Genomic DNA, 23,334 nt, shown 5'->3' on the forward strand with positions numbered 1-23,334 from the left:
CACCGCCCGTCCGGCGGCGCGGACGTCGGCGGTTCGGCGCTTCGGGTGCCTACCGGGCACACTAGGGCGGGCCCGCCGGGAGCACCCGCCCCCGCCGGGCCCCGGTCCGCGCCCCGCGGCTCCGCCCGTCCGCCCCCGAGACCCCCCAAGGACGCCCCGCATGCCCGCAGTGGTGCGCAAGGCCCGCGGCTACCTGCGCCCGAAGGTCCGCGCCGTGCCCCGCCAGGCCCGCTCGTTCGGCCGCCGCGCGGTCGCGCTGGCCGAGGTGTCCCGCGCCCAGACCTACGTGGAGCGCAAGGACTACGCCCGGGCCGAGCAGATCCTGTCCGACCTGCTCAAGCGCTACGCGGGCACCAAGTCGGCGCTGGGCCTGCAGAGCCAGGTGATGGTGAAGCAGGGCCGGTTCGACGAGGCTGCGGTGCTGTCCAACCGGCTGGCCGAGCTGTCCGGCAAGCCGGAGGACCGGGCCCGGGCCCGGGCGCTGATGGGCCGGCTGGTGGAGACCGACCCGGGCTGGCTGCCCTACGCCGGGGAGCCCCGTCCGCTCACCGACCCCGAGCCGGGCCGGGTGCTCTACCTGGCCAAGGAGTCGATGCCGTACTTCCACAACGGCTTCTGCACCCGCACGCACGAGACGCTGAAGTCGGTGCAGGGCGCCGGGCTGGACCCGGTGGCCGTGACCATGCCGGGGTTCCCGGCCACCGTCGGCCGGCACGCCAAGACCCAGGTGAGCCGGGTCGAGGGGATCCGCTACCGGCACGTGCTGCCGTACTCCGCGACCCTGCAGTCACTGCCGTACGACGAGTACCTGCAGCTGTCCGCCCAGGTGCTGACCCGGGAGGTGGCGGCGCTGCGTCCGGAGCTGCTGCACATCGGGTCCGGGCACCGCGGCTACGAGACCGCCCTCGTGGGCCGCGCCCTCGCGGCCTGGTCCGGGCTGCCCTGGCTGTACGAGGTGCGGTCGTTCTTCGAGACGACCTGGACCGACGACGAGCGCTACATGGAGTCCGGGCCGTACTTCCACCGCCGGTACGGGGCCGAGACGCGCTCGATGCAGGCCGCCGACATGGTGGTCACGCTGTCCGGACCGATGCGCGACGAGATCGTCTCCGGGCACGGGGTCGACCCGTCCCGGGTCGTGGTCATCCCCAACGCGGTGGACCTCGAGCGGTTCGAGCCCGAGGAGCGCGACGCCGCGCTGCGCGACCGGCTCGGCCTCACCGGCAAGCTGGTGCTGGGCTACATCTCCAACCTCGACCACCACCGCGAGGCGCAGGAGGTCCTGCTGGAGGCGACCGCCCGGCTGCGCGCGAGGGGCCTGGACGCCGCCGTCCTGCTGGTCGGGGACGGCCGGCGACGCCCGGAGCTCGAGCAGCGCGCCGCCGACCTCGGGCTCGGCGCCAATGCGGTGTTCACCGGGTCGGTGCCCTTCGGCAAGGTCGCGCAGTACTACTCCCAGATCGACCTGTTCGTGGTCCCGCGCATCAACGAGCGCGCCGGCCGGCTGGTGTCGCCGATGAAGCCGTTCGAGGCGATGGCGATGAACGTGCCGCTGGTGGTGAGCGACCTGCCGGCCCTGGTGGAGATCGCCGGCGCGGGCGAGCGGGCCGAGGTGTTCCGCGCCGGTGACCCCGACTCCCTGGCCGCCGTGGCCGAGCGGCTGCTGTCCTCGCCGGAGGCTCTGGCCGGGATGGCCGAGCGGGCCCGCGCTTGGGTCGCGGTCGAGCGCACCTGGGCCGCCTGCGGCCGGGCGTTCGCCGACGCGTACGAGCAGGCCAAGGACAACCACGCCCGACGCGCCACCGGGGGTCGCTGATGCTCATCTCGCTGGCCGGCCGCAACCCGGCGACCGTGAGCGCGGAGGCGTGGGGCGCGCTGCGCCAGCTCCGCTGGGACACCGACCAGGCTCCCGCCGTGCTCGCCTACTCCCCCGTCGCGAAGGCCAACCCGTTCCAGCAGGCCCTGTACGGCGGGCTGCTGGACCGCAACATCCTTCCGGTGCCCGCGTACGACGACGGGACCGCGGGCACCCTGCTGACGTCGCTGCCCGACGAGGTGCAGAAGGTGCTGCACCTGCACTGGCTCAACGTGGTCCTGGCCAAGGCCGGAGACCTGGCCGACGCGCGGCGCAAGATGGACGACTTCGTCGACCGGATCGCCCGGCTGAAGGACCACGGCGTCAAGCTGATCTGGACCGTCCACAACGTGCTGCCGCACGACGTGAAGCACGAGGGCGCCGAGGTCGAGCTGCGCGAGCGGATCATCGCGCTGGCCGACGTGGTGCACGTGATGAGCACCCGGACCCCGGAGATGGTGGCGCCGTGGTTCGCGCTGCCGCCGGACCGCACCTACCAGTGCGACCACCCCGGCTACCAGGGCGTCTACCCGCGCTGGGTCTCGCGCGCCGCCGCCCGCCAGGAGCTCGGCCTGCCGCCGGACGCGCTGGTGTGGCTGCTGATGGGCGCGATCAAGCCGTACAAGGGGCTCACCGAGCTCCTCGACGCCGTCGACGTGGTGTCCCGCGAGCAGCCCGGCCGCGTGGCGCTGCTGGTCGCCGGGCAGCCGGACCGCAACGGGGAGACCAACGCGTTCCTGGACCGGGCCGGCGCGCACCCGTCGGTGTGGCTGTACCCGAAGAAGGTCATCCCCGACGACGTGCAGCTGATGTTCCACGCCGCCGACGTGGCCGCGGTGCCCTACCGCCGCTCGCTCAACTCCGGCGCGCTCATCCTCGGCCTCACCTTCGGCCTGCCCGCCGTGCTGCCGTCGGCCAGCGGCGGGCTGCCCCTGGTGGACGACGAGGCCGCGGTGGTCTACGACCAGGACGACCCCGACGGCCTGGTCGGCGCGCTGCGGGAGTCCCGCCGGCTGCTGGCCCCCGAGTCCCGCGCCGCCGCCGAGCTCTCCGGGGCGCGGCTGGACCGCGCGACCGTCGCCGAGCGGTTCGCCCACGACATCCGCGGGTGGCTGGACAACGTCCCGCTGCCCCTGTTCCCCACCGAGCCGGTGCCGTACGTCCGCGGCGGCGTTGCGGGGACCTCGACCCGCGCGGAGGCCAGCGCATGACCGTCGTCCACATCACCGGGGCCCGGCCCAACTTCCCCAAGGCCGCGCCGGTGCTGGCTGCGCTGGACTCCCGCGGTGTGCCCCAGCTGCTGGTGCACACCGGGCAGCACTACGACGACGCCATGTCGGAAGTCTTCTTCCGAGAGCTGGAGCTGCCCCGCCCGGACGTCAACCTCGGTGTCGGCTCCGGCAGCCACGCCGAGCAGACCGCCGCGGTCATGGTGGGGCTGGAGAAGTTGTTCCTGGCGGACCGGCCCGAGCTGGTGATGGTCTACGGCGACGTGAACTCCACCGTCGCGGCGGCACTGGTGGCCGCGAAGCTGCACATCCCGGTCGCGCACGTCGAGGCCGGGCTGCGGTCGTTCGACATGACGATGCCCGAGGAGGTCAACCGCCGGCTCACCGACCAGCTGTCCGACCTGCTGTTCGTCACCAGCCCCGACGCGATCGGCCACCTGGCCCGGGAAGGCCTGCCGGACAGCCGGATCCACCTGGTCGGCAACCCGATGATCGACACCCTGCTCAAGCACTTGGACCGCTTCGAGCCAGAGCGCTACCAGGCGGCGCACGGGCTGGACCGCGACTACGTGGTCGCGACGCTGCACCGCCCCGCGAACGTGGACGGCGACGAGTCCTCGCGCGCGCTGGTCGACGCGCTGCACGGTGTGGCCGAGATGTACGACGTCGTCATCCCGCTGCACCCCCGCGGCCGGGAACGGCTGATGCGGCTCGGGCTCGCGGACGAACCACGGGTGCGTGTCGTGGATCCGCTGGGCTACATCGAATTCATCTCGCTGGTCCGCGGCGCCGGGGCGGTCGTCACCGACAGCGGCGGGGTCCAGGAGGAGACCACGGTCCTCGGCGTGCCGTGCCTGACCCTGCGGCCCAACACCGAGCGACCCGTGACGATCACGCACGGCACCAACCGGCTGGTCACGACGGAGACCCTCGTGCCGGCCGTGCAGCAGGTGCGCGAGCGCGGCCGGCTGGAGACCTGGCCGGTGCCGCCGATGTGGGACGGTCACGCCGGCGAGCGCGTCGCCGACATCACCGTCCCGTGGCTGGCCGCGCGCGCATGACCTCCCCCCGCATCGTGCTCGCCACGAGCAACGGGCACGGGATGGGGCACCTGACCCGGCAGCTCGCCGTCGCGCTGGAGCTGCAGGGCCGCGCGGAGCCGCTGGTGTTCTCGCTGTCGCTGGCGATGCCAGTGGTGGCCGCGCACGGCCTGGTCGGCGAGTACTGCCCGTCGCACGACCGCGGCTGGATGCCGCACGTGTCCTGGCACCGCTACCTGCGCGACCGCGTGGTCGAGTTCGTCGAGGAGACCGGGGCCGATGTCCTGCTGTTCGACGGGGTGTCGCCGTACCTGGGGCTGCTGCAGGCCCGCTCGCGACTGCCGCGGACCGCGTTCGTGTGGTCGCGGCGCGGGATGTGGGTGCCCGGGTTCAATGACCGGGCGCTGTCGGCGACGCCGTTCTTCGACCTCGTGGTGGAGCCCGGCGACCTGGGGTCGGCGGGAGACACGGGCCCGACGGTGGACCGCGGCGACGCCGTGCAGGTCGGGCCGATCAGCCTGCTGGACGCCGTACCGCCGCTGCCGCGCGACGTCGCCGCGGCGGAGCTCGGACTCGACCCCTCCCGCACGACCGTGCTCGTGACGCTGGGGTCCGGGGTTCTCGGGGAGGCGGCCGCGCCCGGTGAGGTCGCGATCCGGACGCTGCTGGAGGAGACCGACTGGCAGGTCGTCGTCACCAAGGCGGCGATCGCGCGCGAGGGGCTGCCACTGGTCGACGCCGAGCGCGTCGTCGAGCTGCGGTCGGTCTACCCGCTGGTGCGCTACCTGTCGGCGTTCGACGCGGCGGTGAGCGCGGCCGGCTACAACGCGGTGCACGAGTTCCTGCCGGCCGGGCTGCCGACGTTGATCGTGCCCAACCCGACCCGGTCGACCGACGACCAGCGGGCGCGGGCGCAGGCGGTCGCGGCCCGCGGGCTGGCGCTGTACGCCGACCCGGGTGACCCGGAGGGGGTCGCCGCCGGGGTGCGCTCCCTGGCGGACACCGGGGTGCGGGTGGACCTGGCCCGCGCCTGCCTGTCGCTGGCCCGCACCGACCCGATGACGGGTGCCGCGGACACCGCGCAGCTGCTGGTCTCCCTGGCCGGTGCGTTCGACCGGCACCGGCCCGGGCCGCTGGAGCGGGTGCGGACCGCGGAGCTGGCCGCGCGGGCCGGGGTGATGGACGTGATCGGCCCGGACCGGACCGCGGCGGTGCGCCGCGCGCTGGGGCGGACCCCGCCGAGCGGCCCGTCCCGGCCGCTGCGGGTGCGGCTGGTGGAGGAGCCGGCCGGGATCCCGGTCGACGCCCCTCCGCCGCCGTGGGACCCGTCCGGCGAGGGGTCCGAGGTGATCGAGCCGCTGCTGGTGACCGAGCGGGTGTCGTCGGCCCTGGTGCATCGCGGGACCCCGCTGGAGCAGCTCATCCCGGGGTCCTCGGCCCGCTACCGGGCCCGCCGCCTCGCCCTGGCCCGCCGCGCCTACGACGTGACCGCCTAACCCGTCACCCCTTCTCTCGGGCACACGATCCGCTTAGCGGATCATGTGGCCAGGTTGGCCGGCGAGTCGCGCGCCGGAGAGGCAACACCACCCGGTCGATGTGACGGAGGTGACGGGATGGAACGCCGCACGCTGGGCCGCTCGGGCCTGCTGGTGTCCACGTACGCGCTCGGGACGATGACGTTCGGGGCGGAGACCCCGCCGGACGCGGCGCACGCCCAGCTGGACCTGTTCGTCGAGGCGGGCGGCACGCTGGTGGACTGCGCCGACGTGTACGCCGGCGGGGAGTCCGAGCGCATCGTCGGCGAGTGGCTGGCCGCGCGCGTCGGGGCACGGGACGCCGTCGTGCTGGCCACGAAGGGGCGGTTCCCCACCGGGCCGGACGGCAACGACGCGGGCCTGTCCCGGCGCCACCTGACCCGTGCGCTGGACGCCTCGCTGCGCCGGCTGGGCGTGGACCACGTGGACCTGTACCAGGTGCACGCCTGGGACCCGCTGACCCCGGTGGACGAGTGGCTGCGCTTCCTCGACGACGCGGTGGCCTCGGGGCGCGTGGGCTACGTGGGTCTGAGCAACTTCACCGGCTGGCAGACCCAGAAGACCGTGGACCGGGCCGACGCCCGCGGCTGGGTCCGTCCGGTGTCGATGCAGCCGCAGTACAACCTGCTCGCCCGCGAGGTGGAGTGGGAGGTCGTTCCGGTGTGCGCCGAGGAGGGGCTCGGGCTGCTCCCCTGGTCCCCGCTGGGTGGCGGCTGGCTCACCGGCAAGTATCGGCGGGACACGGCGCCGACCGGCGCGACCCGGCTGGGCGAGGACCCCGAGCGGGGAGTGGAGGCGTACGGCCCCCGCGCGGCACGGGAGCGGACCTGGGCGGTCCTGGACGCGCTCACCGGGATCGCCGAGAACCGGGGAGTTCCGCCCGCGGTCGTCGCGCTGGCCTGGCTGCACGACCGGCCGACGGTGGCGTCGGTGGTGCTCGGGGCGCGCACCGTCGACCAGTTGCGGGCCAACCTGGGGGCCGTGGGCGTGCACCTGGACGTGACGGAGACCGAGTCCCTGGACGCCGCCAGCTCCCCGGACGCCCCCGACTACCCCTACGGCCCCGCGGGGGTCGGGCAGCGCACCCGCACCGTCGGCCCCTGACCTCGGACGACCGGTCCCGGAACCTGCCGCTCCCGGAGCCTTGCGAAGCACCACGACTCCGTTCCACCCCACGAACACCACCCGCCCCATCGGCCGGATCGTGTGGCCCGCTTCCCGGTCGACACGCCGCACCACCTCGCCACACGATCCGCACAGCGGATCGTGTGCCCACGCCGAGGGGGCGGTGGAAGGACGGGGCAGGGGCGGGTGGATGAGAGAATCGGCCGGCGTCCGCGGCGCCGTACGGCGTCGCGCGGTCTCACCTGAGGAGCAGAGCGTGTCGGTCGACCTCGTCGTCATCGGGCTGGGCTACGTCGGCCTGCCCTTGGCCCAGGAGGCCGCCCGTTCCGGCCTGTCCGTCGTCGGGCTGGACCTCTCCCCGGCGGTCGTCGACGGCCTCAACGCCGGCGCCTCCCACGTGGACGACCTGTCCGACGCCGACATCGACGAGATGCTCGCCGCCGGCTTCCGCGCCACCACCGACTCCGCCGTGCTCGCTGACGCGGACACCGCCGTCGTCTGCGTCCCCACGCCCCTGTCCGCCGACGGCGGCCCCGACCTCGGCGCCGTCGAGTCCGCGATCCTTGCGATCAGCACGCACCTGCACCCCGGGATGCTCGTGATCCTGGAGTCCACCACCTACCCCGGCACGACCGACGAGGTGGCCCGGCCGATCCTCGAGGCCGGAGGCCTGCAGGCGGGCCGGGACTTCCACCTGGCGTTCAGCCCGGAACGGATCGACCCGGGCAACCCGGTCTACGGCATGAAGAACACGCCCAAGGTCGTGGGCGGCCACACCTCCGCGTGCACCGACGCCGCCGCCGCGTTCTACGGCCGGTTCGTGGACACGGTGGTCCCGGCCCGTGGCACCCGCGAGGCCGAGATGGCCAAGCTGCTGGAGAACACCTACCGCCACATCAACATCGCGCTGGTCAACGAGATGGCGAAGTTCTGCCACGAGCTCGGCATCGACCTGTGGGACGTCATCGCCGCGGCCAAGACCAAGCCGTTCGGGTTCCAGGCCTTCTACCCCGGCCCCGGGGTCGGCGGGCACTGCATCCCGATCGACCCGAACTACCTCTCCTACAAGGTCCGCGCCAACCTCGGCTACCCGTTCCGCTTCGTGGAGCTCGCCCAGGAGATCAACGCGGGCATGCCGTCGTACGTCGTCCGCCGGGTGCAGGACGTCCTCAACGACGACGGCAAGGCGCTGCGCGGGGCCCGGGTCCTGCTGCTGGGCGTGACCTACAAGCCCGACATCGCCGACCAGCGGGAGTCCCCGGCGAAGCCGTTGGCGCAGCAGCTGATGGACAAGGGCGCGCACGTGGTCTACCACGACCCGCACGTCACCGACTGGCAGGTCGGCGGCGCTCCGGTCGAGCGGGCCGGCGACCTCGACGCTGAGCTGCGCAAGGCCGACGTGAGCGTGCTGCTGCAGAACCACTCCTCGTACGACCTGACCGCACTCGCCCAGACCGCGGCGCGACTGTTCGACACCCGTGGCGTGGCCGACGACCCCGCGGCGGTGCGACTCTGACCGCGACCGGCGTCGACACCCCCGCTCCGGCACCGCAGCCCAGCGCCGGAGCGGCCCTCGCCGCACGCCACGGGCTGCGCAAGATGGGCGGGCGCCCGCGCTTCGGCGCCTACCTGCGCGACCTGTGGAAGCGCCGGGCGTTCATCTGGACGTTCGCGCGGGCGCGGGTCGACGCCGCCTACAGCGCCAACCGGCTCGGCCAGTTGTGGCAGGTCCTGACGCCGCTGCTGCAGACGTTCATCTACTTCGTCATCTTCGGCGTGCTGCTGCAGACGTCCCGCGGCGTCACGAACTACCTGGCGTTCCTCACCATCGGCGTGTTCATCTTCGGCTACACGTCGAGCTCGGTGAACGCGGGCGCCCGCTCGATCAGCGGCAACCTCGGCCTCGTCCGGGCCCTGCACTTCCCGCGCGCGGTGCTTCCGCTGGCCAGCACCCTGCAGCAGTTCCTGACGCTGGGCTACTCGATGATCGTCATGGTCTCGGTCGTGCTCATCATGGGCGAGCCGCTGACCTGGTGGTGGTTCCTGCTGCCCGCCGTGCTGGCGATCCAGTCGATGTTCAACACCGGCCTGGCGATGGCGGTCGCCCGGATGGGCTCCAACGCCCGTGACATCAACCAGATCCTGCCGTTCCTCATCCGGCTGTGGTTCTACCTGTCCGGCGTGCTCTACAGCATCCAGGTGTTCACCGAGCGCTTCCCGCAGTGGATCACCAACCTCATGTACGTCAACCCCGCAGCGGTCTACATCGAGCTCACCCGCGACCTGCTGATGGACTCGTACCAGTCGCTGCCCTGGGCCTGGGCCATCGGCGCGGCCTGGGCGCTGGTGATCCTGCCGCTGGGCTTCGTCTACTTCTGGCGCGCGGAGGCCACGTATGGCCGCGGCTGAGGCCGGCGGCGCCGCTCCCGTCGCGGCACCCGAGGACCGCGTCCCGACGATCGTGGTCGACGGCCTGCACGTGGTCTACCGGGTCTGGGGCGCCAAGCGGACGCGTCAGCGCCACGACACCGGCACCGGGTCGGCCATGGGCCGGCTGATGGGCGGTCGCCGCAAGCAGGGCGTGCGCGAGGTGCACGCGCTCAAGGGCGTGTCCTTCGCGACCTACCGCGGGGACGCCGTCGGGCTGGTCGGGAGCAACGGCTCCGGCAAGTCCACGCTGCTGCGCGCCATCGCCGGGCTGCTGCCCGCCACCCGCGGCGCGGTCTACACCGACGCCCAGCCGTCACTGCTCGGCGTCAACGCGGCCCTGATGAACCAGCTCACCGGCGAGCGCAACATCGAGCTCGGCTGCCTGGCGATGGGCATGTCCCCCGACGAGGTCGAGGAGAAGTTCGACTCGATCGTGGAGTTCTCCGGCATCGGCGACTTCGTCAACCTGCCGATGAGCACCTACTCCTCGGGCATGGCGGCCCGGCTGCGGTTCGCGATCGCGTCCGCCGTCACCCACGACGTGCTGCTCATCGACGAGGCGCTGGCCACCGGGGACGCGGAGTTCCGCCGGCGCAGCGAGGCCCGCATCCGCGAGCTGCGCGACCAGGCCGGCACGGTCTTCCTGGTCAGCCACTCCCTCGACGTCGTGCGCGACACCTGCAACCGGGCGATCTGGCTGGACGAGGGCGCGGTCCGGATGGACGGTGACGCGGGCCCGGTCCTCAACGCCTACGAGGTGTTCGCCAAGGAGGTCCGCACCCGCCGCAAGGCCGAGATCAAGGCCCGGCGCCGGTCGCTTCGGGCCGCGCTCGGCGGCGGTGCCGCCGACGGCGGCTCCAGCGCACCGGACTCGGGGACCTGAGGGCGCCGCCCGTGCGCGTCCTGGTCGTCACCGTCGTCCACCACCCCGAGGACGCCCGCATCCTGCACCGCGAGATCGCGGCCCTGAAGGCCGCCGGGCACGAGGTGTCGTACGCGGCGCCGTTCACCGCGTACGGAGTCACGGCCCCGGAGTACCTGCGCACGACCGACCTGCCCCGGGCGGTGGGCCGCGATCGTCTCGGCGCCGTCCGCGCTGCCGGCCGACTGCTGCGCCGCGAGGCCCCGAAGCACGACGTGGTGCTGCTGCACGACCCCGAGCTGCTGCTGCCCGCCTGGCGGCTGCCGCGGCCGCCGCGCGGCCCGGTGGTGGTGTGGGACGTGCACGAGGACACCGCCGCGGCCGTCACCCTGAAGCCCTGGCTGCCCGGTCCGCTGCGGGCTCCCACGGCGGCCGGCTTCCGCGGCGTCGAGCGCGCCGCCGAGCGCCGCTTCCCGCTGCTGCTGGCCGAAGACGGCTACCTGCCGCGGTTCGTCGGCGACCCGCCGGTCGTGCCCAACAGCACGTACGTGCCTGCGGTCGTCCCGCCGCCGGGTCGTGACCGCGTGGTCTACGTCGGCCACCTGTCCGAGAAGCGCGGGGCGCTGGACCTGGTGGAGATGGGCCGGCTGCTGCGGGGCACCGGGGTCACGGTGGAGGTAGCCGGGCACGCCGACTCGGTGGTGTCCGACGCGCTGGCGAGCGCCGACGCCGACGGCGACCTGCGCTGGCACGGCTACCTGCCCAACGACGAGGCGCTGTCCCGGGTGGAGGGCTCGCTGGCGGGCCTGTCGCTGCTGCACGACGAGCCGAACTACCGGCACTCCCGGCCCACCAAGGTCATCGAGTACATGGCCCGCGGTGTCCCGGTCGTCACCACCCCGACGCCACCGGCGCGCGCGCTGGTCGAGGGCGCCGGCTGCGGCGTGGTCGTGCCGTTCCGCCAGCCCGCGGTCGCGGCGGACGAGGTGCTGCGGCTGCGGGACGACCCGCAACGGGCCGCCGACCTCGGCCGGCGCGGTCACGAGGCGGCGCAACGCGATCACGACTGGGGCCGCGACGGCGCGGTCTTCGTTGCGGCGCTGGAGGAATGGGTCGCCGGCGCCGAGCGGGCGTGAGGATCGCCCGCGAGGACTACCCGCGCAGGCCGTCCGGGCTGGTGAGGAAGCCCGCACCCCAGGCGGCGTGCATCGCCACGTACACCGCGGGCAGGCGCACCCATGCGCCCCGCTCGAGCCCGCGGCCGTTGACCGCGGCGCCCGCCGCGATGATGGCGGCGTAGCCCGCCGGCGCCAGCCAGCCCAGCCGCAGCCAGCCCGGCCCACCGACGAGGCCCACCACTCCGGCGACGGTGCCGGCCAGGACCCCGGTGACCGCGAGCGGCGGTGCCAGGTAGCGCGCGCTGCCCGGCAGCCGCGCGGTCTCGGGGTGCCGGCGCATCACCTCGCGCCGCCATCGCCCGTACTCGAAGTACTGCCGGGCCAGCCGCCCGAACGTCGGCCGCGGCCGGTAGGTCACGTGCATCCGCGGGGTGAACCAGACCAGGCCGCCGGTGTCGCGGATGCGGTGGTTCATCTCCCAGTCCTGGGCCCGGACGAACTCCTCGTCGTAGCCGCCCACCCGCTCCAGCGCCGAGCGCCGGAAGCAGCCCAGGTAGACGGTGTCCGCAGGGCCCTCCTCGCCGCCGACGTGGAAGGCGGCGGCACCGACGCCGAGCTTCGTCGTCATGGCCCGCGCCACCGCCTGCTCGAACTCGGTGACGCCCTCGGCGCCCATGATCCCGCCGACGTTGTCGGCCCCGGTGCGCTGCAGCGTCTCCACTCCGGCGCGCACGTAGTCGTCGGGGATCAGCGCGTGCCCGTCGACGCGGACGATGACGTCGTACGCCGCCACCCGCAGCGCGGCGTTGAGGCCGGCGGGAGTCCGCCCGGTCGGGTTGTCCACGGTGCGGACCCGGGGGTCGGCCGCCGCCAGCTCGGCCGCCAGGTCTCCGGTGCCGTCGTGCGACGGTCCGAGCGCGACCACGACTTCCAGCGGTCCCGGGTAGTCCTGGGCCAGGACCCGGCCGACGGCGTCGGCGAGGTGCCGCCGCTCGTTGAGCACGGGCATGACGACAGAGACCCCCGGCCAGGGGCCGTCGACGGCCGGCTCGGTCGGCCGCGGGTCCACGGTGGTCATCGGGGCGACGGTACCGGCTCCCCGGGGGTTCGCCGGACACCCGAGGCCGCTCCGCTCGGGTACCCCGCCCGGTATGAGTCGCGTCACACCGACCGGCGCGCCGTTCGGGGAGCGGTGCCGCGGGGTACCTATCCTCGAAGCCGCTGGGCACCACCCACGGCCGTCGCGCGTCGAACCCGGCGTCCGACCTTCCCCGACCGCTGGAGGATCCCGACGTGGTCGACTCGCGCACCCGGCGCGGCCCCGCCCCCGCGGGCGGTCCCCCGCGCCGTCGGCGTCGCGGGCTGCGGGTGCTGGCCGGCACCCTCTCCGTCGTCGTCCTGGCCGCCAGCCTGCTCGGCTGGGCGGCCTCCCAGCGCTACCTGGGCAAGATCCAGCAGATCAGCGTGTTCGCCGGCCTGTCCGACCGACCCGACGCGGGCGAGGGCGAGGCCTACAACGTCCTGCTCGTCGCCACCGACGACCGCACCGGGCTGTCCCGCAAGGAGCGCAACAAGCTCAACGTGGGGCACGCCGACTACGGCCGCCACACCGACACGATGATCTTGATGCACGTGTCCTCCGACAGCGGTCGCGTGACGATGGTCAGCCTCCCCCGCGACTCGCTCGTCACCATCCCGGCCCGTACGGACGCCGACGGCACCCAGCACGACGCGCAGCAGGCCAAGCTCAACGCCGCGTTCGCGTACGGCGGCCCGGCCCTGACCGTGTCCACGGTCGAGCAGGCCACCGGGGTGCGCATCGACCACTACATGGAGGTCGACTTCAAGGGCTTCCTGCGCATGGTCGACGCCCTCGGCGGCGTCGAGGTGTGCCTGCCCGCGGCCGCCCAGGACGAGAAGTCCGGGCTGGACCTGCCCGCCGGGCGGCAGACCGTGCAGGGCCCGCAGGCGTTGGCGTACGTGCGCGCCCGCTACATCGACGCCACCGCCGATATCGGCCGGATCCAGCGGCAGCAGAAGTTCCTCGCGTCGATGATGCAGAAGGCCACCAGCGCCGGGATGCTGCTGAACCCGGTGGCGTTCGACTCGTTCGTGTCGGCCGCCGCGGAGAGCGTGAAGACCGACGAGGGACTCGGGTCGGACCAGTTGATGGAGCTGGCCCAGCGGCTGCGCGGTCTGGACCCCAAGAACGTGACGTTCATGACCGTGCCGGTGGCGGAGTACGACCACCGCGTCGACGGCCTGGGCTCGACGCTGCTGTGGGACGACCTGGCGGCGACGGCGCTGTTCGCGAAGATCCGTGACGACCAGCCGGTGGTGAAGGCCAAGGCGGCCACGGTCGAGGTGCCGCCGGGCGAGATCCGGGTGCAGGTCTACAACGGTGCCGGGGTCGACGGGCTCGGCGGCCGCGCGGCCACGGACCTGGCGAAGATCGGCTTCGAGATGGCCGGGCCCGCGGAGAACGCCGACGCGTCGGACGCGACCACCACCGTGGTGCGCTACGACCCGGGCTGGGACCGCTCGGTGAAGACCGTCGCGGCGGCTCTGCCGGACGCCGAGCTGGTCGCGGTCGAGGGCCTCGGCCGGACCATCGAGGTGATCGTCGGGTCGTCGTACGCCGGCACGTCCCCGGTGAAGGTGTCGGCACCCACGTCGTCCCTGGACCAGGTCCGCAGCGCCGACCAGGACATCTGCGGCTGACTAGCGCACACCGCGTCCGGCTCCAGCCGGCCGGCCCTTGCCGGACGGCCACCATCCGTCTAGCCTGATACGAAACCTCGTATCGGGGGCCCCATGTCGGCGCCAGAACTGCTGCGAGCCGCGCGTTCGTCGCGGGCCGTGTCCCAGCGCGAACTCGCGCGTCGTGCCCAGATCGCGCAGCCGAGGATCGCCGAGGTGGAGGCCGGACGCCACGACACGACCGTGAGCCGGCTCGAACAGTTGCTCGCTGCGATGGGCCAGCGGCTGGTCGTCCTGACGACGACGTCCCCTCCCGTGTACGAGGCAGCGACCGCGATCCGCGACGCACTCGCCGACGGGGACCAGGACGGTGCGCTCCGGGAGGTCATCCAGGTGGCCGACGACCTCGCGCGGGCCGATGGCGCAACCTGCGTGGCGCTCGCCCTGACCCGGCCTGGCCCGGTCGGGGACCGTCGCTGGGACGCGCTGCTGGCGGCGGTCGTCGACCACCGCCTGACCGAACGTGGCCTGCCTCGGCCGCGCTGGGTGGACGATCCGGCGTACCGGCTCGACGAGCCGTGGGACGTCGAGGAACTCACGGAGCTCCAAGCCGCCGCCCGGGCTGCCACCCCCGACGCCATCTCCAGCCACGGCGTCTTCCTCGCCGCTGAGGAGCTCGGCAGCGTCTGATGGCGGGGACCCTCGACCGTGCCCAGATCCGGACGCTGCTCGCCGAGCGTGCAGCGCGGATGGCTGCCGCACACCTCAGCGGGGGCGTCCGAGTGGTCGGTGGCGCGGCCATCGCCCTCATGAGCAGCGATCGTCGCGCCACGGCCGACATCGACGCCCAGCTGCTGCCCGCTGAGGGGGTGCGAACCATCGCAGCACAGATGGCCGACGAGTACGGCCTAGGGCCGGACTGGGTCAACGAAGCCGCCGCGATGTACGTACCGCCGGTGGGGTCCGAGGACTGGATACCGCTGATGCGCATGGGCGATGTCGTTGTGTCCCTCGGATCGGCGCCGATGCTCCTGGCGATGAAGCTGTCCGCCAACCGCGGGCGCCGCGATGCCGCCGACATCGACTTCCTGCTCGATGCCTGCAACGTGACTAGCGTCGAGGAGGCTCAGTCGATCTACGAGCGTTACCACGCACAGGACGTACTGCCCGAGTCCGCTCAAGCCCGGGTGCGAGCCTGGCTCCGATCACGTGACGGCGCGCGCTAGCCGCCCGAGGCGGACGCCGACGCGCGCCACTCGTGGATCGCACGGCGGCGCTCCAGCCGACTGGTGCGCCGGATCTCGGCCTCGTGCTCGCGCAGCCGGTCCCGGTCGTTGTCGTGCGACACCGGCGGGACGGGCAGCGGCCGGCCGTCCGGGCCGATGGCGACGAACACCAGGTAGGCCGAGGCCACGTGCAGCGCCTCGTTCCGGGCGTCGTTCCACGGCTGCGCCGACACCCGGACGCCGACCTCCATGGAGGTCCGGCCGGTCCAGTTCACCTGTGCCTGGCAGGTGAGGATGTCGCCGACCCGGACCGGCTCGAGGAAGGCCAGCTCGTCCACGAACGCAGTCACTGCCGGCATTCCGCAGTGCCGGCCCGCGGCCGACCCCGCGGTGGTGTCCACCAGGTGCATGATCACTCCGCCGTGGACGTTGCCGAGCAGGTTGGCGTCGGTGACGCCCATCACCCGCGCCAGCGTCACCCGCGAGAACGCGGCGGGCACGGGATCGGGCTGCGCCGGCGCGGGATCCAGGGACGACTGCGTCATGGCTCCTCCTCAGCCGGAGGCTAGCGCCCGCGCGGCTACCCTGGTGCGGGCCACCGAGCGGCGGGGGCCGGTGAGGCGTACGAGGAGGCCCGGGTGGCACCCCGTCTGACGGTGATCGGCACCGGGTACCTCGGTGCCACGCACGCGGCATGCATGGCCGAGCTCGGCTTCGAGGTGCTCGGCGTCGACGTCGACGAGGCGAAGATCGCGATGCTGTCGGCGGGGACGGTGCCGTTCTACGAGCCCGGCCTGGACGAGGTGCTGGCCCGGGCCCTGGAGTCCGGGCGGCTTCGCTTCACCACCTCGTTCGAGGAGGCGGGCGCCTTCGGCGACGTGCACTTCGTCTGCGTCGGAACACCGCAGCGCGCGGACGCGTACGCCGCGGACATGTCCCAGGTGTTCGGCGCGGTCGAGGCCCTCGCTCCGTACCTGGAGCGGCCCTGCCTGGTCGTCGGCAAGTCGACCGTGCCGGTCGGTACGGCCGACCAGCTGGTGGAGCTCCTCGCCGAGCGGGCTCCCGCTGGCGCCGGCGCCGAGGTGGCCTGGAACCCGGAGTTCCTGCGCGAGGGCTTCGCGGTCCAGGACACCCTGCACCCGGACCGGCTGGTGATCGGGGTGACGTCGGAGGCGGCGGAGAAGGCGCTGCGCGAGGTGTACGCGCCGCTGCTGGACGAGGGCGTCCCCATGGTCGTCACCGACTTCCCCACCGCCGAGCTGGTGAAGGTGTCGGCCAACGCGTTCCTGGCCACCAAGATCTCGTTCATCAACGCGATGGCCGAGGTCTGCGAGGCCGCGGGCGGCGATGTCGTCCGGTTGGCCGAGGCGATCGGCTACGACCCGCGCATCGGCAACCGGTTCCTTCAGGCCGGGCTCGGCTTCGGCGGCGGCTGCCTGCCCAAGGACATCCGCGCGTTCATGGCCCGGGCCGGCGAGCTCGGCGTGGACCAGGCCCTGACGTTCCTGCGCGAGGTCGACGAGATCAACCACCGGCGCCGGGCCCGCACGGTGTACCTGGCCCGCGACGCCGTCGGCGGCGACTTCCGCGGGCGCACGGTCGCGGTGCTCGGTGCCGCGTTCAAGCCGGACAGCGACGACGTGCGGGACTCCCCCGCGCTGCACGTGGCCGGCGCGATCCACACCGAGGGCGGCCGGGTGCGGGTGCACGACCCGAAGGCGCTGGACAACGCCCGCCGGCTGTTCCCCAACCTGGAGTACGCCGACACGGTCAAGGACGTGGTCGCGGGCGCGGACGTGGTGCTGCACCTCACCGAGTGGCGGGACTACCGGGACCTGGACCCCGAGGCCATCGGCGCCCTGGTGGCGCAGCGGCACGTGGTCGACGGCCGCAACGCGCTCGACCCCGCGCTGTGGCGGGCTGCGGGCTGGACCTACCGCGGCCTCGGCCGTCCCACGGCCTGACGCCCGGACGGGGCGGGCATGGGCACCGAGGCGTACCGGCGGCCGGACCTGTACGGCACCGACGAGACCGTGCGGGAGATCCTGCGCGACGGCCAGACGTGGTTCGTGGTCGGGCTGTCGGACAACCGGATGCGCGACGCCTACCGGGTGGCGTCGATGCTGCGCTCGCACGGCAAGCGGATCGTCGCGGTGCACCCGAGGGCGGTGCCGGTGTTCGGGGAGCCGGCCTACGCGACGCTGGGCGAGGCCGCGGCGGCAGAGGGGGCGCCGGACGTGGTGGAGGTGTTCGTCAACAGCACCCGGGCCGGGGCCATCGCGGACGAGGCGGTCGCGGTGGGCGCGGGCGCCGTCTGGTTCCAGTTCGACGTGGTGGACGAGGCCGCGGCGGCCCGGGTCCGGGACGCCGGCATCCCGATGGTGATGGACCGCTGCCCCGTCATCGACTGGCCCCGCCTCGGTCCGGCCGCCTGACCCTCGCCGCCCTTCGCCCACTGGCACACACCCAACCCGGGCACACGATCCGCTATGCGGATCGTGTGCCCGGGTTGGGCGGCGTGTCGCGGGCGAACACGGGAACACGATCCGGCCCCCGTGACGGGTGATGCGGATGGGGCGGTAGGCCGGGACGCCCCCGCAGGCGGGCCACCGGCACCCACCACCACCGTCGCCCGGGGCGCCCCGAGCGCCATCTGCCCCAGACTCCCCTGACAGCTACGGCGAGCGCTGGGTTGTTGTCGTTTCGCGAGGCCGCGAACCGACAACAACCCAGCATTCGCGGGGGTGGGCCCCGGTCGGGGCCCAACGGCCTGGGACGCAGCGGGTGTGTGGCGCTAGCGTGCGAGCCGGGAGCGGTGATGACAGGGCCGGATCGGGGGATCCCCGACAGCCCGACGCTGGTCGGGCGCGACGTCGAACGCGCCCGGATCGGCGACCTCCTCGCGACCGCGTGCGCCGGTTCGGCCGGGCACCTCCTCCTGGTCGGGGATCCCGGCATCGGCAAGACCGCGCTGCTGCAGGACGCCACTGCCCGGGCGGAGGCGCTGGGCGCACGATCGGTCCGCATCACCAGCACCGAGCCGGAGCGGGACATCCCCGGTGCGGGCCTGTCGCTGCTCGCCGCCGCACTAGCCGACGCACAGCGGCACCTGGACCCCCGACCGGCTGCGGTGCTGCGCGAGACCTACCGCGGGGTCGTCTCCCCGGCCGCCGCCGGGGCCGTGCTGGAGCTGCTGTCCACCGCAGCCGAACCCGCTCCCCTGCTGGTCGCCCTCGACGACCTGCACTGGTGCGACCGGGATTCCCTGCGCGTGGTGACCTTCGCCGTACGACGTCTCGCGCACGAACCGGTGGCCGTCCTCCTCGCTGGACGTCACGAGGTCCTCCTCGATCCCGCGCTCGCGGGCCTGGCCCGCCTCGATGTCGGCCCCCTGGACCTGGCCGACGCCGTGCTGCTGGCCCGCAGCGCCCACCCGGCCCTCGAGCCGGCAGTCGCGGACCGACTGGCGCACACACTGTCCGGCAACCCCTTGGCCCTGCTCGAAACCATCCGCCGCCTGGAGCCCGCGGCGCTGCACGGCCCGGGTTCGCTCCCCGACCCACTGCCGGTAGGGCCGGCCGTCGCGGACCGCTGGGCCAGCGAGGTCCCTGGCCTGCCCAGGGCGACCCGGGTCGCCCTGGCGGTGCTCGCCATCGACGACTCCGGGTCCCCGAGCGCGCTGGCCCGGGCCTGGGGCGCGGTGGGCGCCGAGCCCGCAGACCTCGTGCCGGCCGAGCAGGCGGGCCTGGTCCGCCTCAGCGGCTCGCGCTGGCAGTTCCGGCACCCGCTGGCCCGGCACGCCTGCGCCGTCGCCCTGCCGCCCGCCACGCTGCGGGCCGCGCATTCGGCACTGGCCGACGCTCTCGGCGGTACGGCGGAGGACCCGTCCGGTGCCACCGGGCCGGAGCGGACGCTGCGCCGGCTGTGGCACCGGGTCGCCGCCGCACCCGGACCCGACCCCGCCCTGGCCGCCGAGGTCCGCAGCAGCGCTCACGCCCTCGCGCAGTCCGGTGCGTCCTCGAGCGCCAGCCTGCTGCTGGAACGCGCCGCCGACCTCGTCCCCTCCCCGCACGACCGCGCCGACCTGCTCGCCGAGGCGGCCGCGCAGGCCCTGCTCGACGAGGACGACGAACGGGCGATCGTGCTGGCCGAGCGCGGGCTGGAGCTCGGTCCCGACGCCGTCACGCGCGGCCGCCTGCTGCGCGCACGCGGGGTGGCGGCCGGACGTACCCGCACGATCGCGGAGGGGCGAGCGGACCTCTCCGAGGCGCTGGACCTGCTCCCGCAGGAGGAACGTGCCCACGCCTTGCTGGACCTGCTGTTCACGACCGACAACGCGGCGGACGCGCACGACGCACTCGCACGGGTACTGGACCAGATGCAGGACCCGGACCGCTACGACCCGTTCGGACGGCTCACGATCACCCACGCGGCCTTCCGCCTGGGGCGGCTCGAGGGCGGCGACGTGTCCCGCGCCTGGCACGCAGTCGACCCGACGACCGGACCCTTGGACGGAGTGCGCACCGAGACGTACTTCAACGCCGGGATGGATGTTGGGCTGGACGTCGCCGCCGAGGGCTGGGGACGTCTGGGCGCGCGGCTGCGCACCAGCGGCTCTCCGCAGCTCCGGCTCGAGGCCACGTCGATGGACTTCGTCCTGGACTTCTACCAGGGTCGCTGGGACGAGGCCCTCGATGACGTCGAAGAGTCGACCGCGCTGACGCTCGCGATCGGACGTGCCGACCTCTATGGGGACTCGATGCGGGCCCCGGTGCTGGCACGCCGCGATGACGGCGAGGCGTTCGAGCGCGCCATGGCCGCTGCGGAGATCGCCTGCGGGGAAGCGGGGATGTCCTTCTGGCTCGAGGCGTTCCCGGGTGAGCGAGGCTTTCAGCTGCTAACCCGCGGGCAGGCGGCGGAGGCCGCGCCGCTGCTGGAACGGTCGGCGCTCGCCGCGAAGGGGACCATCACCGCACACACCGTCTATGCCGACCACGTCCTGGCGTGGGTGGAGACGCTCGTCGACCTCGGACGGGACGACGAGGCGCGCGAGGCGCTGGAGTGGCTCGACGCTCGGCTCGGTGGGACGCAGGCCACCCTCGGTCGGGGGCTGCGGACGCGAGCGCACGCAGCACTGGCGGGGCCCACGGAGGTGGAGGCGCTCTACCTCTCCGCCATCGAGGACATCAGCCGCGGCCCGCATGTCTTCGAGGCCGCTCGGACCCGACTGCGGTATGCCACCTGGTTGCGTCGCCGGCGCCGCAAGGCTCCGGCCGCGCAGCAGGCGGCCGCGGCCCTGGCCACGTTCGAGTCCCTGGGGTGCGGGCAGTGGGCCGATCGCTGCCGGGCCGAGCTCGCCGCCGCCGGAGTCGACCAGGTGCGTGGAGGGCGCCACGACGCCCGCCGCGACCTCACCGCCCAGGAGCGACGCGTGGCCGCGGCCGTCGCAGAGGGGCTGAGCAACCGGGAGATCGGACAGCGGCTGTTCCTGTCCCCGCGCACCGTCGAGGTCCACCTCGGCCACGTCTACCGCAAGCTGGGACTGCGAGGGCGGTCGGCCCTCGTCCGGTGGTGGTCCGAACGGGAGCCGACCGCCCTCGCGGCCGATCCCTAGGAAGCATCGGTGCCGTAGAAGCCCGCCCGCAGATCGGCGGCCGATCCCGCGGTCGACTGCTCGACCGTGTCACGCCCGGCGAAGGTGGCCCGCAGCGCCGCCGCGGAGGTGCCCTCCGGGATGCTGGTCGTGACCGGCGGCAGGACCGAGCTGACCGTGGTCAGCTCACGGCCGGAGAACGAGGCCCGCAGGTCGGCGGCGGACGCCTCGGACCCGACGCTCCAGGTCACCGGGGCCAGGACCACCGGAGCGAACTCGACACCCGCCTGACGGCCGGCGAAGGACCCGCGCAGCTCGGCCGCGGTGCTGCCCTGCGGCAGCGTGACCGACACGGGGGCCAGCGCGGGTGTGGTGGTGGCGGTCCAGACCCGGCTCAGCGCCAGACCCAGGATCCCCAGGGCCAGGAACAGTGCCACCAGCGCGGCGACGACGGCGACCTGGTGTGCGTGCGTGTGGTGTCCGGTGTGCCGGATCGTGGTGGTGGTCATGGTGTCCTCCTCGGCCTCCCGCTCCCGCTCTCTTCCGTCACCTCCACGCTAGGAACGCGGCGGAGTGCAGGAATCCGGGCGACCACGTAACTTCCGCTGCGGCGGAACACCCTCGCTCCGTCCGCGCCCCGCATACGCCCCGTACGCCGAATGCTCTGTTGTCGTCGTTTCCGAGCTCGGACAACGACAACAACTGAGCACTCGCGACAGGGGAACGCCGGAAGCAGCGAGCGGGGGCGAGCGGGGGGCGAGCGGGACGGAACGAGCCCCGGGTCAGCCGGAGAAGCCGGTGGGCGTGCTGCCCGAACGCCGGCGGCGCAGCGCCTCCCCCTTGGCCCGGGCCGCGTCGCCGAGATCGGCCTGGAACCGTTCCATCCGCTCGCGCAGGTCCTCGTCGGCCATCGCCAACATCCGTACCGCCAGCAGGCCGGCATTGCGGGCGTTGCCCACCGCGACGGTCGCCACCGGAACCCCCGCCGGCATCTGCACGATCGACAGCAGCGAGTCCAGCCCGTCGAGGTGCGCCAGCGGCACCGGGACCCCGATCACCGGTAGCGGGGTCACCGACGCCAGCATTCCCGGCAGGTGCGCGGCGCCACCGGCGCCCGCCACGATCACCCGCAGCCCGCGCGAGACCGCCGACGACCCGTACTCCAGCATCTCCCGCGCCATCCGGTGCGCGGACACCACGCCGACCTCGTACGGCACCTCGAACTCGTCCAGCGCGTCCGCGGCCGCCTCCATCACCGGCCAGTCCGAGTCGCTGCCCATGACGATGCCCACCAGCGGCTGCATGGCGGACACTGTGCCACCCCTGCGCGGCCGGCGGACGGTCAGCCGTCGATCACCCCGGTGAGGAAGTCCGCCGCGTGGTGCGCCCGAGCCAGCAGGTCGTCCAGGTCCGACCCGACGACCGTCACGTGGCCGACCTTGCGTCCGGGCCGAACCTCCTTGCCGTACATGTGGATCCGCAGCCCCGGGTCGCGCGCCATGCAGTGCAGGTACTCGCTGTACAGGTCCGGGTGGTCCCCGCCGAGCACGTTGACCATCACTGCGTGCGGCGCGACCAGCGACGGTGAGCCCAGCGGCAGGTCGAGCACTGCTCTCAGGTGGTTCTCGAACTGCGACGTGACCGCCCCGTCGATGGACCAGTGCCCGGAGTTGTGCGGGCGCATCGCCAGCTCGTTGACCAGGACGCCGTCGGGGGTGTCGAACATCTCCACGGCCAGCATGCCGACGACGCCGAGCGCGCCCGCGACGTGCAGCGCCACCTGCTGCGCGGCCACCGCGTGGTCATCCGCCAGCCCGGGGCAGGGCGCCACCACCTCGGTGCAGATGCCGTCGGTCTGCACGGTCCGGACCACCGGGTACGCGACAGCCTGGCCGTGCGGCGAGCGGGCCACCTGCGCCGCGAGCTCGCGGGTGAACTCCACCCGCTCCTCGACCAGCCAGCGTGCCGCCGGCGGGAGCGTGACCTCCGCCATCAGCGCCGTCGCCGACTCGGCGGACTCGACGACCCAGACCCCTTTGCCGTCGTAGCCGCCGCGCGAGGTCTTGAGCACGACCGGCCAGCCGGCCGCTTCGGCGAACGCCGCCACGTCGGCCGCGGAGCGCGCGACCGTCCACCTCGGACAGGGGACCCCGGCCGCGGCGAGCGCCTCGCGCATGACGACCTTGTCCTGCGCGTGCACCAACGCCTCCGGCCCCGGCCGGACGGCCACGCCGTGGGCGAGCAGGTCCTCCAGGTACGGGGGCGGCACGTGCTCGTGGTCGAAGGTGACCACGTCGCACCCCTCCGCGAACGCGCGCAGCGCGGCCGGGTCGTCGTGCCGACCGAGGTGGACGTCACGGACCACCTGCGCGGCGGACTCCTCGTACGAGGTGGCCAGCACCCGGAAGCCCACGCCGAGGGCGATCGCCGCCTGGTGGGTCATCCGGGCCAGCTGGCCCCCGCCCACCATGCCCACGACGGGGTAGCCGGGAGGCACGAAGGCGTCCGGGCGGGGGGCCGTGGCGTCCGCGGGGCTGGGCACGGCCGCGAGCATAGGCGGGGACACCGGATCGTGACCTGCGTCACCCGTTCGGCCAGGATTGCCGGCGCCCACCCCCGGG

20 protein-coding genes are annotated in these 23,334 nt (G+C 73.8%); 15 read left to right on the plus strand and 5 right to left on the minus strand.

What is annotated here, in order from left to right; all coding sequences use genetic code 11:
• Nucleotides 1-160: 160 nt before the first annotated feature.
• The 9 genes from R2737_12995 (at nt 161) to R2737_13035 (ending at nt 11,212) form a co-directional block, all read left to right on the plus strand.
• Entirely contained in the window at nt 161-1,816 is a 1,656-nt protein-coding gene (locus R2737_12995; GenBank protein ID MEZ5117175.1) for a glycosyltransferase family 4 protein, read from the plus strand.
• Nucleotides 1,816-3,066 (plus strand): hypothetical protein, encoded by a 1,251-nt coding sequence (locus R2737_13000; protein ID MEZ5117176.1) that lies wholly within the window; start codon nt 1,816-1,818, stop codon nt 3,064-3,066. The genes R2737_12995 and R2737_13000 overlap by 1 nt, the downstream gene beginning before the upstream one ends.
• The gene (gene wecB, locus R2737_13005; protein MEZ5117177.1) at nt 3,063-4,145 is read left to right on the plus strand and encodes a UDP-N-acetylglucosamine 2-epimerase (non-hydrolyzing); all 1,083 of its coding nucleotides are present in this window, start codon (nt 3,063-3,065) and stop codon (nt 4,143-4,145) included. Before R2737_13000 ends, wecB begins: the two co-directional genes overlap by 4 nt.
• Nucleotides 4,142-5,620, plus strand: coding sequence for a glycosyltransferase (locus R2737_13010; GenBank protein MEZ5117178.1), 1,479 nt, complete (start codon nt 4,142-4,144; stop codon nt 5,618-5,620). Before wecB ends, R2737_13010 begins: the two co-directional genes overlap by 4 nt.
• A gap of 117 nt (nt 5,621-5,737) precedes the next feature.
• On the plus strand, nt 5,738-6,763 hold the full coding sequence (locus R2737_13015; protein ID MEZ5117179.1) for an aldo/keto reductase: 1,026 nt from the start codon (nt 5,738-5,740) through the stop codon (nt 6,761-6,763).
• A 277-nt stretch (nt 6,764-7,040) separates the two neighbouring features.
• On the plus strand, nt 7,041-8,300 hold the full coding sequence (locus R2737_13020; GenBank protein MEZ5117180.1) for a nucleotide sugar dehydrogenase: 1,260 nt from the start codon (nt 7,041-7,043) through the stop codon (nt 8,298-8,300).
• Nucleotides 8,301-8,383: 83 nt separating this feature from the next.
• Nucleotides 8,384-9,193 carry an ABC transporter permease gene (locus tag R2737_13025; GenBank protein ID MEZ5117181.1) on the plus strand — a complete coding sequence of 270 codons (810 nt, stop codon included), beginning with the start codon at nt 8,384-8,386 and terminating at the stop codon, nt 9,191-9,193.
• On the plus strand, nt 9,180-10,097 hold the full coding sequence (locus R2737_13030) for an ABC transporter ATP-binding protein (GenBank protein MEZ5117182.1): 918 nt from the start codon (nt 9,180-9,182) through the stop codon (nt 10,095-10,097). Before R2737_13025 ends, R2737_13030 begins: the two co-directional genes overlap by 14 nt.
• A gap of 11 nt (nt 10,098-10,108) precedes the next feature.
• Nucleotides 10,109-11,212 carry a glycosyltransferase gene (locus R2737_13035; protein ID MEZ5117183.1) on the plus strand — a complete coding sequence of 368 codons (1,104 nt, stop codon included), beginning with the start codon at nt 10,109-10,111 and terminating at the stop codon, nt 11,210-11,212.
• 16 nt (nt 11,213-11,228) lie between these two features.
• On the opposite strand, the gene R2737_13040 is transcribed toward R2737_13035, so the two are convergent.
• The gene (locus R2737_13040; protein ID MEZ5117184.1) at nt 11,229-12,272 is read right to left on the minus strand and encodes a glycosyltransferase family 2 protein; all 1,044 of its coding nucleotides are present in this window, start codon (nt 12,270-12,272) and stop codon (nt 11,229-11,231) included.
• A gap of 215 nt (nt 12,273-12,487) precedes the next feature.
• On the opposite strand from R2737_13040, the gene R2737_13045 reads away from it, so the two are divergent.
• From R2737_13045 to R2737_13055, 3 genes are all read left to right on the plus strand, one after another.
• The gene (locus R2737_13045; GenBank protein MEZ5117185.1) at nt 12,488-13,915 is read left to right on the plus strand and encodes an LCP family protein; all 1,428 of its coding nucleotides are present in this window, start codon (nt 12,488-12,490) and stop codon (nt 13,913-13,915) included.
• A gap of 93 nt (nt 13,916-14,008) precedes the next feature.
• Nucleotides 14,009-14,584, plus strand: a complete 576-nt coding sequence (locus R2737_13050; protein ID MEZ5117186.1) for a helix-turn-helix domain-containing protein — start codon at nt 14,009-14,011, stop codon at nt 14,582-14,584.
• Nucleotides 14,584-15,120, plus strand: a complete 537-nt coding sequence (locus tag R2737_13055; GenBank protein ID MEZ5117187.1) for a DUF6036 family nucleotidyltransferase — start codon at nt 14,584-14,586, stop codon at nt 15,118-15,120. Before R2737_13050 ends, R2737_13055 begins: the two co-directional genes overlap by 1 nt.
• Here the strand turns inward: R2737_13055 and R2737_13060 are convergent.
• A complete protein-coding gene (locus R2737_13060) occupies nt 15,117-15,665 on the minus strand; it encodes an acyl-CoA thioesterase (protein MEZ5117188.1) in 549 nt (182 codons plus the stop codon). The genes R2737_13055 and R2737_13060 overlap by 4 nt on opposite strands.
• 93 nt (nt 15,666-15,758) lie before the next feature.
• Between R2737_13060 and R2737_13065 the strand changes: the two genes are divergently transcribed.
• From R2737_13065 to R2737_13075, 3 genes are all read left to right on the plus strand, one after another.
• Entirely contained in the window at nt 15,759-17,084 is a 1,326-nt protein-coding gene (locus R2737_13065) for a UDP-glucose/GDP-mannose dehydrogenase family protein (GenBank protein ID MEZ5117189.1), read from the plus strand.
• An 18-nt stretch (nt 17,085-17,102) separates the two neighbouring features.
• Nucleotides 17,103-17,555, plus strand: a complete 453-nt coding sequence (locus R2737_13070) for a CoA-binding protein (GenBank protein MEZ5117190.1) — start codon at nt 17,103-17,105, stop codon at nt 17,553-17,555.
• Between the two features lie 383 nt (nt 17,556-17,938).
• Nucleotides 17,939-20,734 (plus strand): LuxR family transcriptional regulator, encoded by a 2,796-nt coding sequence (locus tag R2737_13075; GenBank protein ID MEZ5117191.1) that lies wholly within the window; start codon nt 17,939-17,941, stop codon nt 20,732-20,734.
• Here the strand turns inward: R2737_13075 and R2737_13080 are convergent.
• From R2737_13080 to R2737_13090, 3 genes are all read right to left on the minus strand, one after another.
• Nucleotides 20,731-21,222: a hypothetical protein gene (locus R2737_13080; GenBank protein ID MEZ5117192.1), complete on the minus strand. Its 492-nt coding sequence runs from the start codon at nt 21,220-21,222 to the stop codon at nt 20,731-20,733. The genes R2737_13075 and R2737_13080 overlap by 4 nt on opposite strands.
• 273 nt (nt 21,223-21,495) lie before the next feature.
• The gene (purE, locus tag R2737_13085; GenBank protein MEZ5117193.1) at nt 21,496-22,017 is read right to left on the minus strand and encodes a 5-(carboxyamino)imidazole ribonucleotide mutase; all 522 of its coding nucleotides are present in this window, start codon (nt 22,015-22,017) and stop codon (nt 21,496-21,498) included.
• 38 nt (nt 22,018-22,055) lie between these two features.
• Nucleotides 22,056-23,255 carry a 5-(carboxyamino)imidazole ribonucleotide synthase gene (locus tag R2737_13090; protein MEZ5117194.1) on the minus strand — a complete coding sequence of 400 codons (1,200 nt, stop codon included), beginning with the start codon at nt 23,253-23,255 and terminating at the stop codon, nt 22,056-22,058.
• Nucleotides 23,256-23,334: the final 79 nt, after the last annotated feature.

The sequence above is a fragment of the Candidatus Nanopelagicales bacterium genome (assembly GCA_041393815.1).
GTDB lineage: Bacteria > Actinomycetota > Actinomycetes > S36-B12 > JAWKJK01 > JAWKJK01.

Coding starts and splice junctions, on each gene's coding strand:
- R2737_12995 (MEZ5117175.1), top strand. CDS start 161: ATGCCCGCAGTGGTGCGCAAGGCCCGCGGCTACCTGCGCCCGAAGGTC.
- R2737_13000 (MEZ5117176.1), top strand. CDS start 1,816: ATGCTCATCTCGCTGGCCGGCCGCAACCCGGCGACCGTGAGCGCGGAG.
- wecB (MEZ5117177.1), top strand. CDS start 3,063: ATGACCGTCGTCCACATCACCGGGGCCCGGCCCAACTTCCCCAAGGCC.
- R2737_13010 (MEZ5117178.1), top strand. CDS start 4,142: ATGACCTCCCCCCGCATCGTGCTCGCCACGAGCAACGGGCACGGGATG.
- R2737_13015 (MEZ5117179.1), top strand. CDS start 5,738: ATGGAACGCCGCACGCTGGGCCGCTCGGGCCTGCTGGTGTCCACGTAC.
- R2737_13025 (MEZ5117181.1), top strand. CDS start 8,384: ATGGGCGGGCGCCCGCGCTTCGGCGCCTACCTGCGCGACCTGTGGAAG.
- R2737_13030 (MEZ5117182.1), top strand. CDS start 9,180: ATGGCCGCGGCTGAGGCCGGCGGCGCCGCTCCCGTCGCGGCACCCGAG.
- R2737_13040 (MEZ5117184.1), bottom strand. CDS start 12,272: ATGACCACCGTGGACCCGCGGCCGACCGAGCCGGCCGTCGACGGCCCC.
- R2737_13050 (MEZ5117186.1), top strand. CDS start 14,009: ATGTCGGCGCCAGAACTGCTGCGAGCCGCGCGTTCGTCGCGGGCCGTG.
- R2737_13055 (MEZ5117187.1), top strand. CDS start 14,584: ATGGCGGGGACCCTCGACCGTGCCCAGATCCGGACGCTGCTCGCCGAG.
- R2737_13060 (MEZ5117188.1), bottom strand. CDS start 15,665: ATGACGCAGTCGTCCCTGGATCCCGCGCCGGCGCAGCCCGATCCCGTG.
- R2737_13070 (MEZ5117190.1), top strand. CDS start 17,103: ATGGGCACCGAGGCGTACCGGCGGCCGGACCTGTACGGCACCGACGAG.
- R2737_13075 (MEZ5117191.1), top strand. CDS start 17,939: ATGACAGGGCCGGATCGGGGGATCCCCGACAGCCCGACGCTGGTCGGG.
- R2737_13080 (MEZ5117192.1), bottom strand. CDS start 21,222: ATGACCACCACCACGATCCGGCACACCGGACACCACACGCACGCACAC.
- purE (MEZ5117193.1), bottom strand. CDS start 22,017: ATGCAGCCGCTGGTGGGCATCGTCATGGGCAGCGACTCGGACTGGCCG.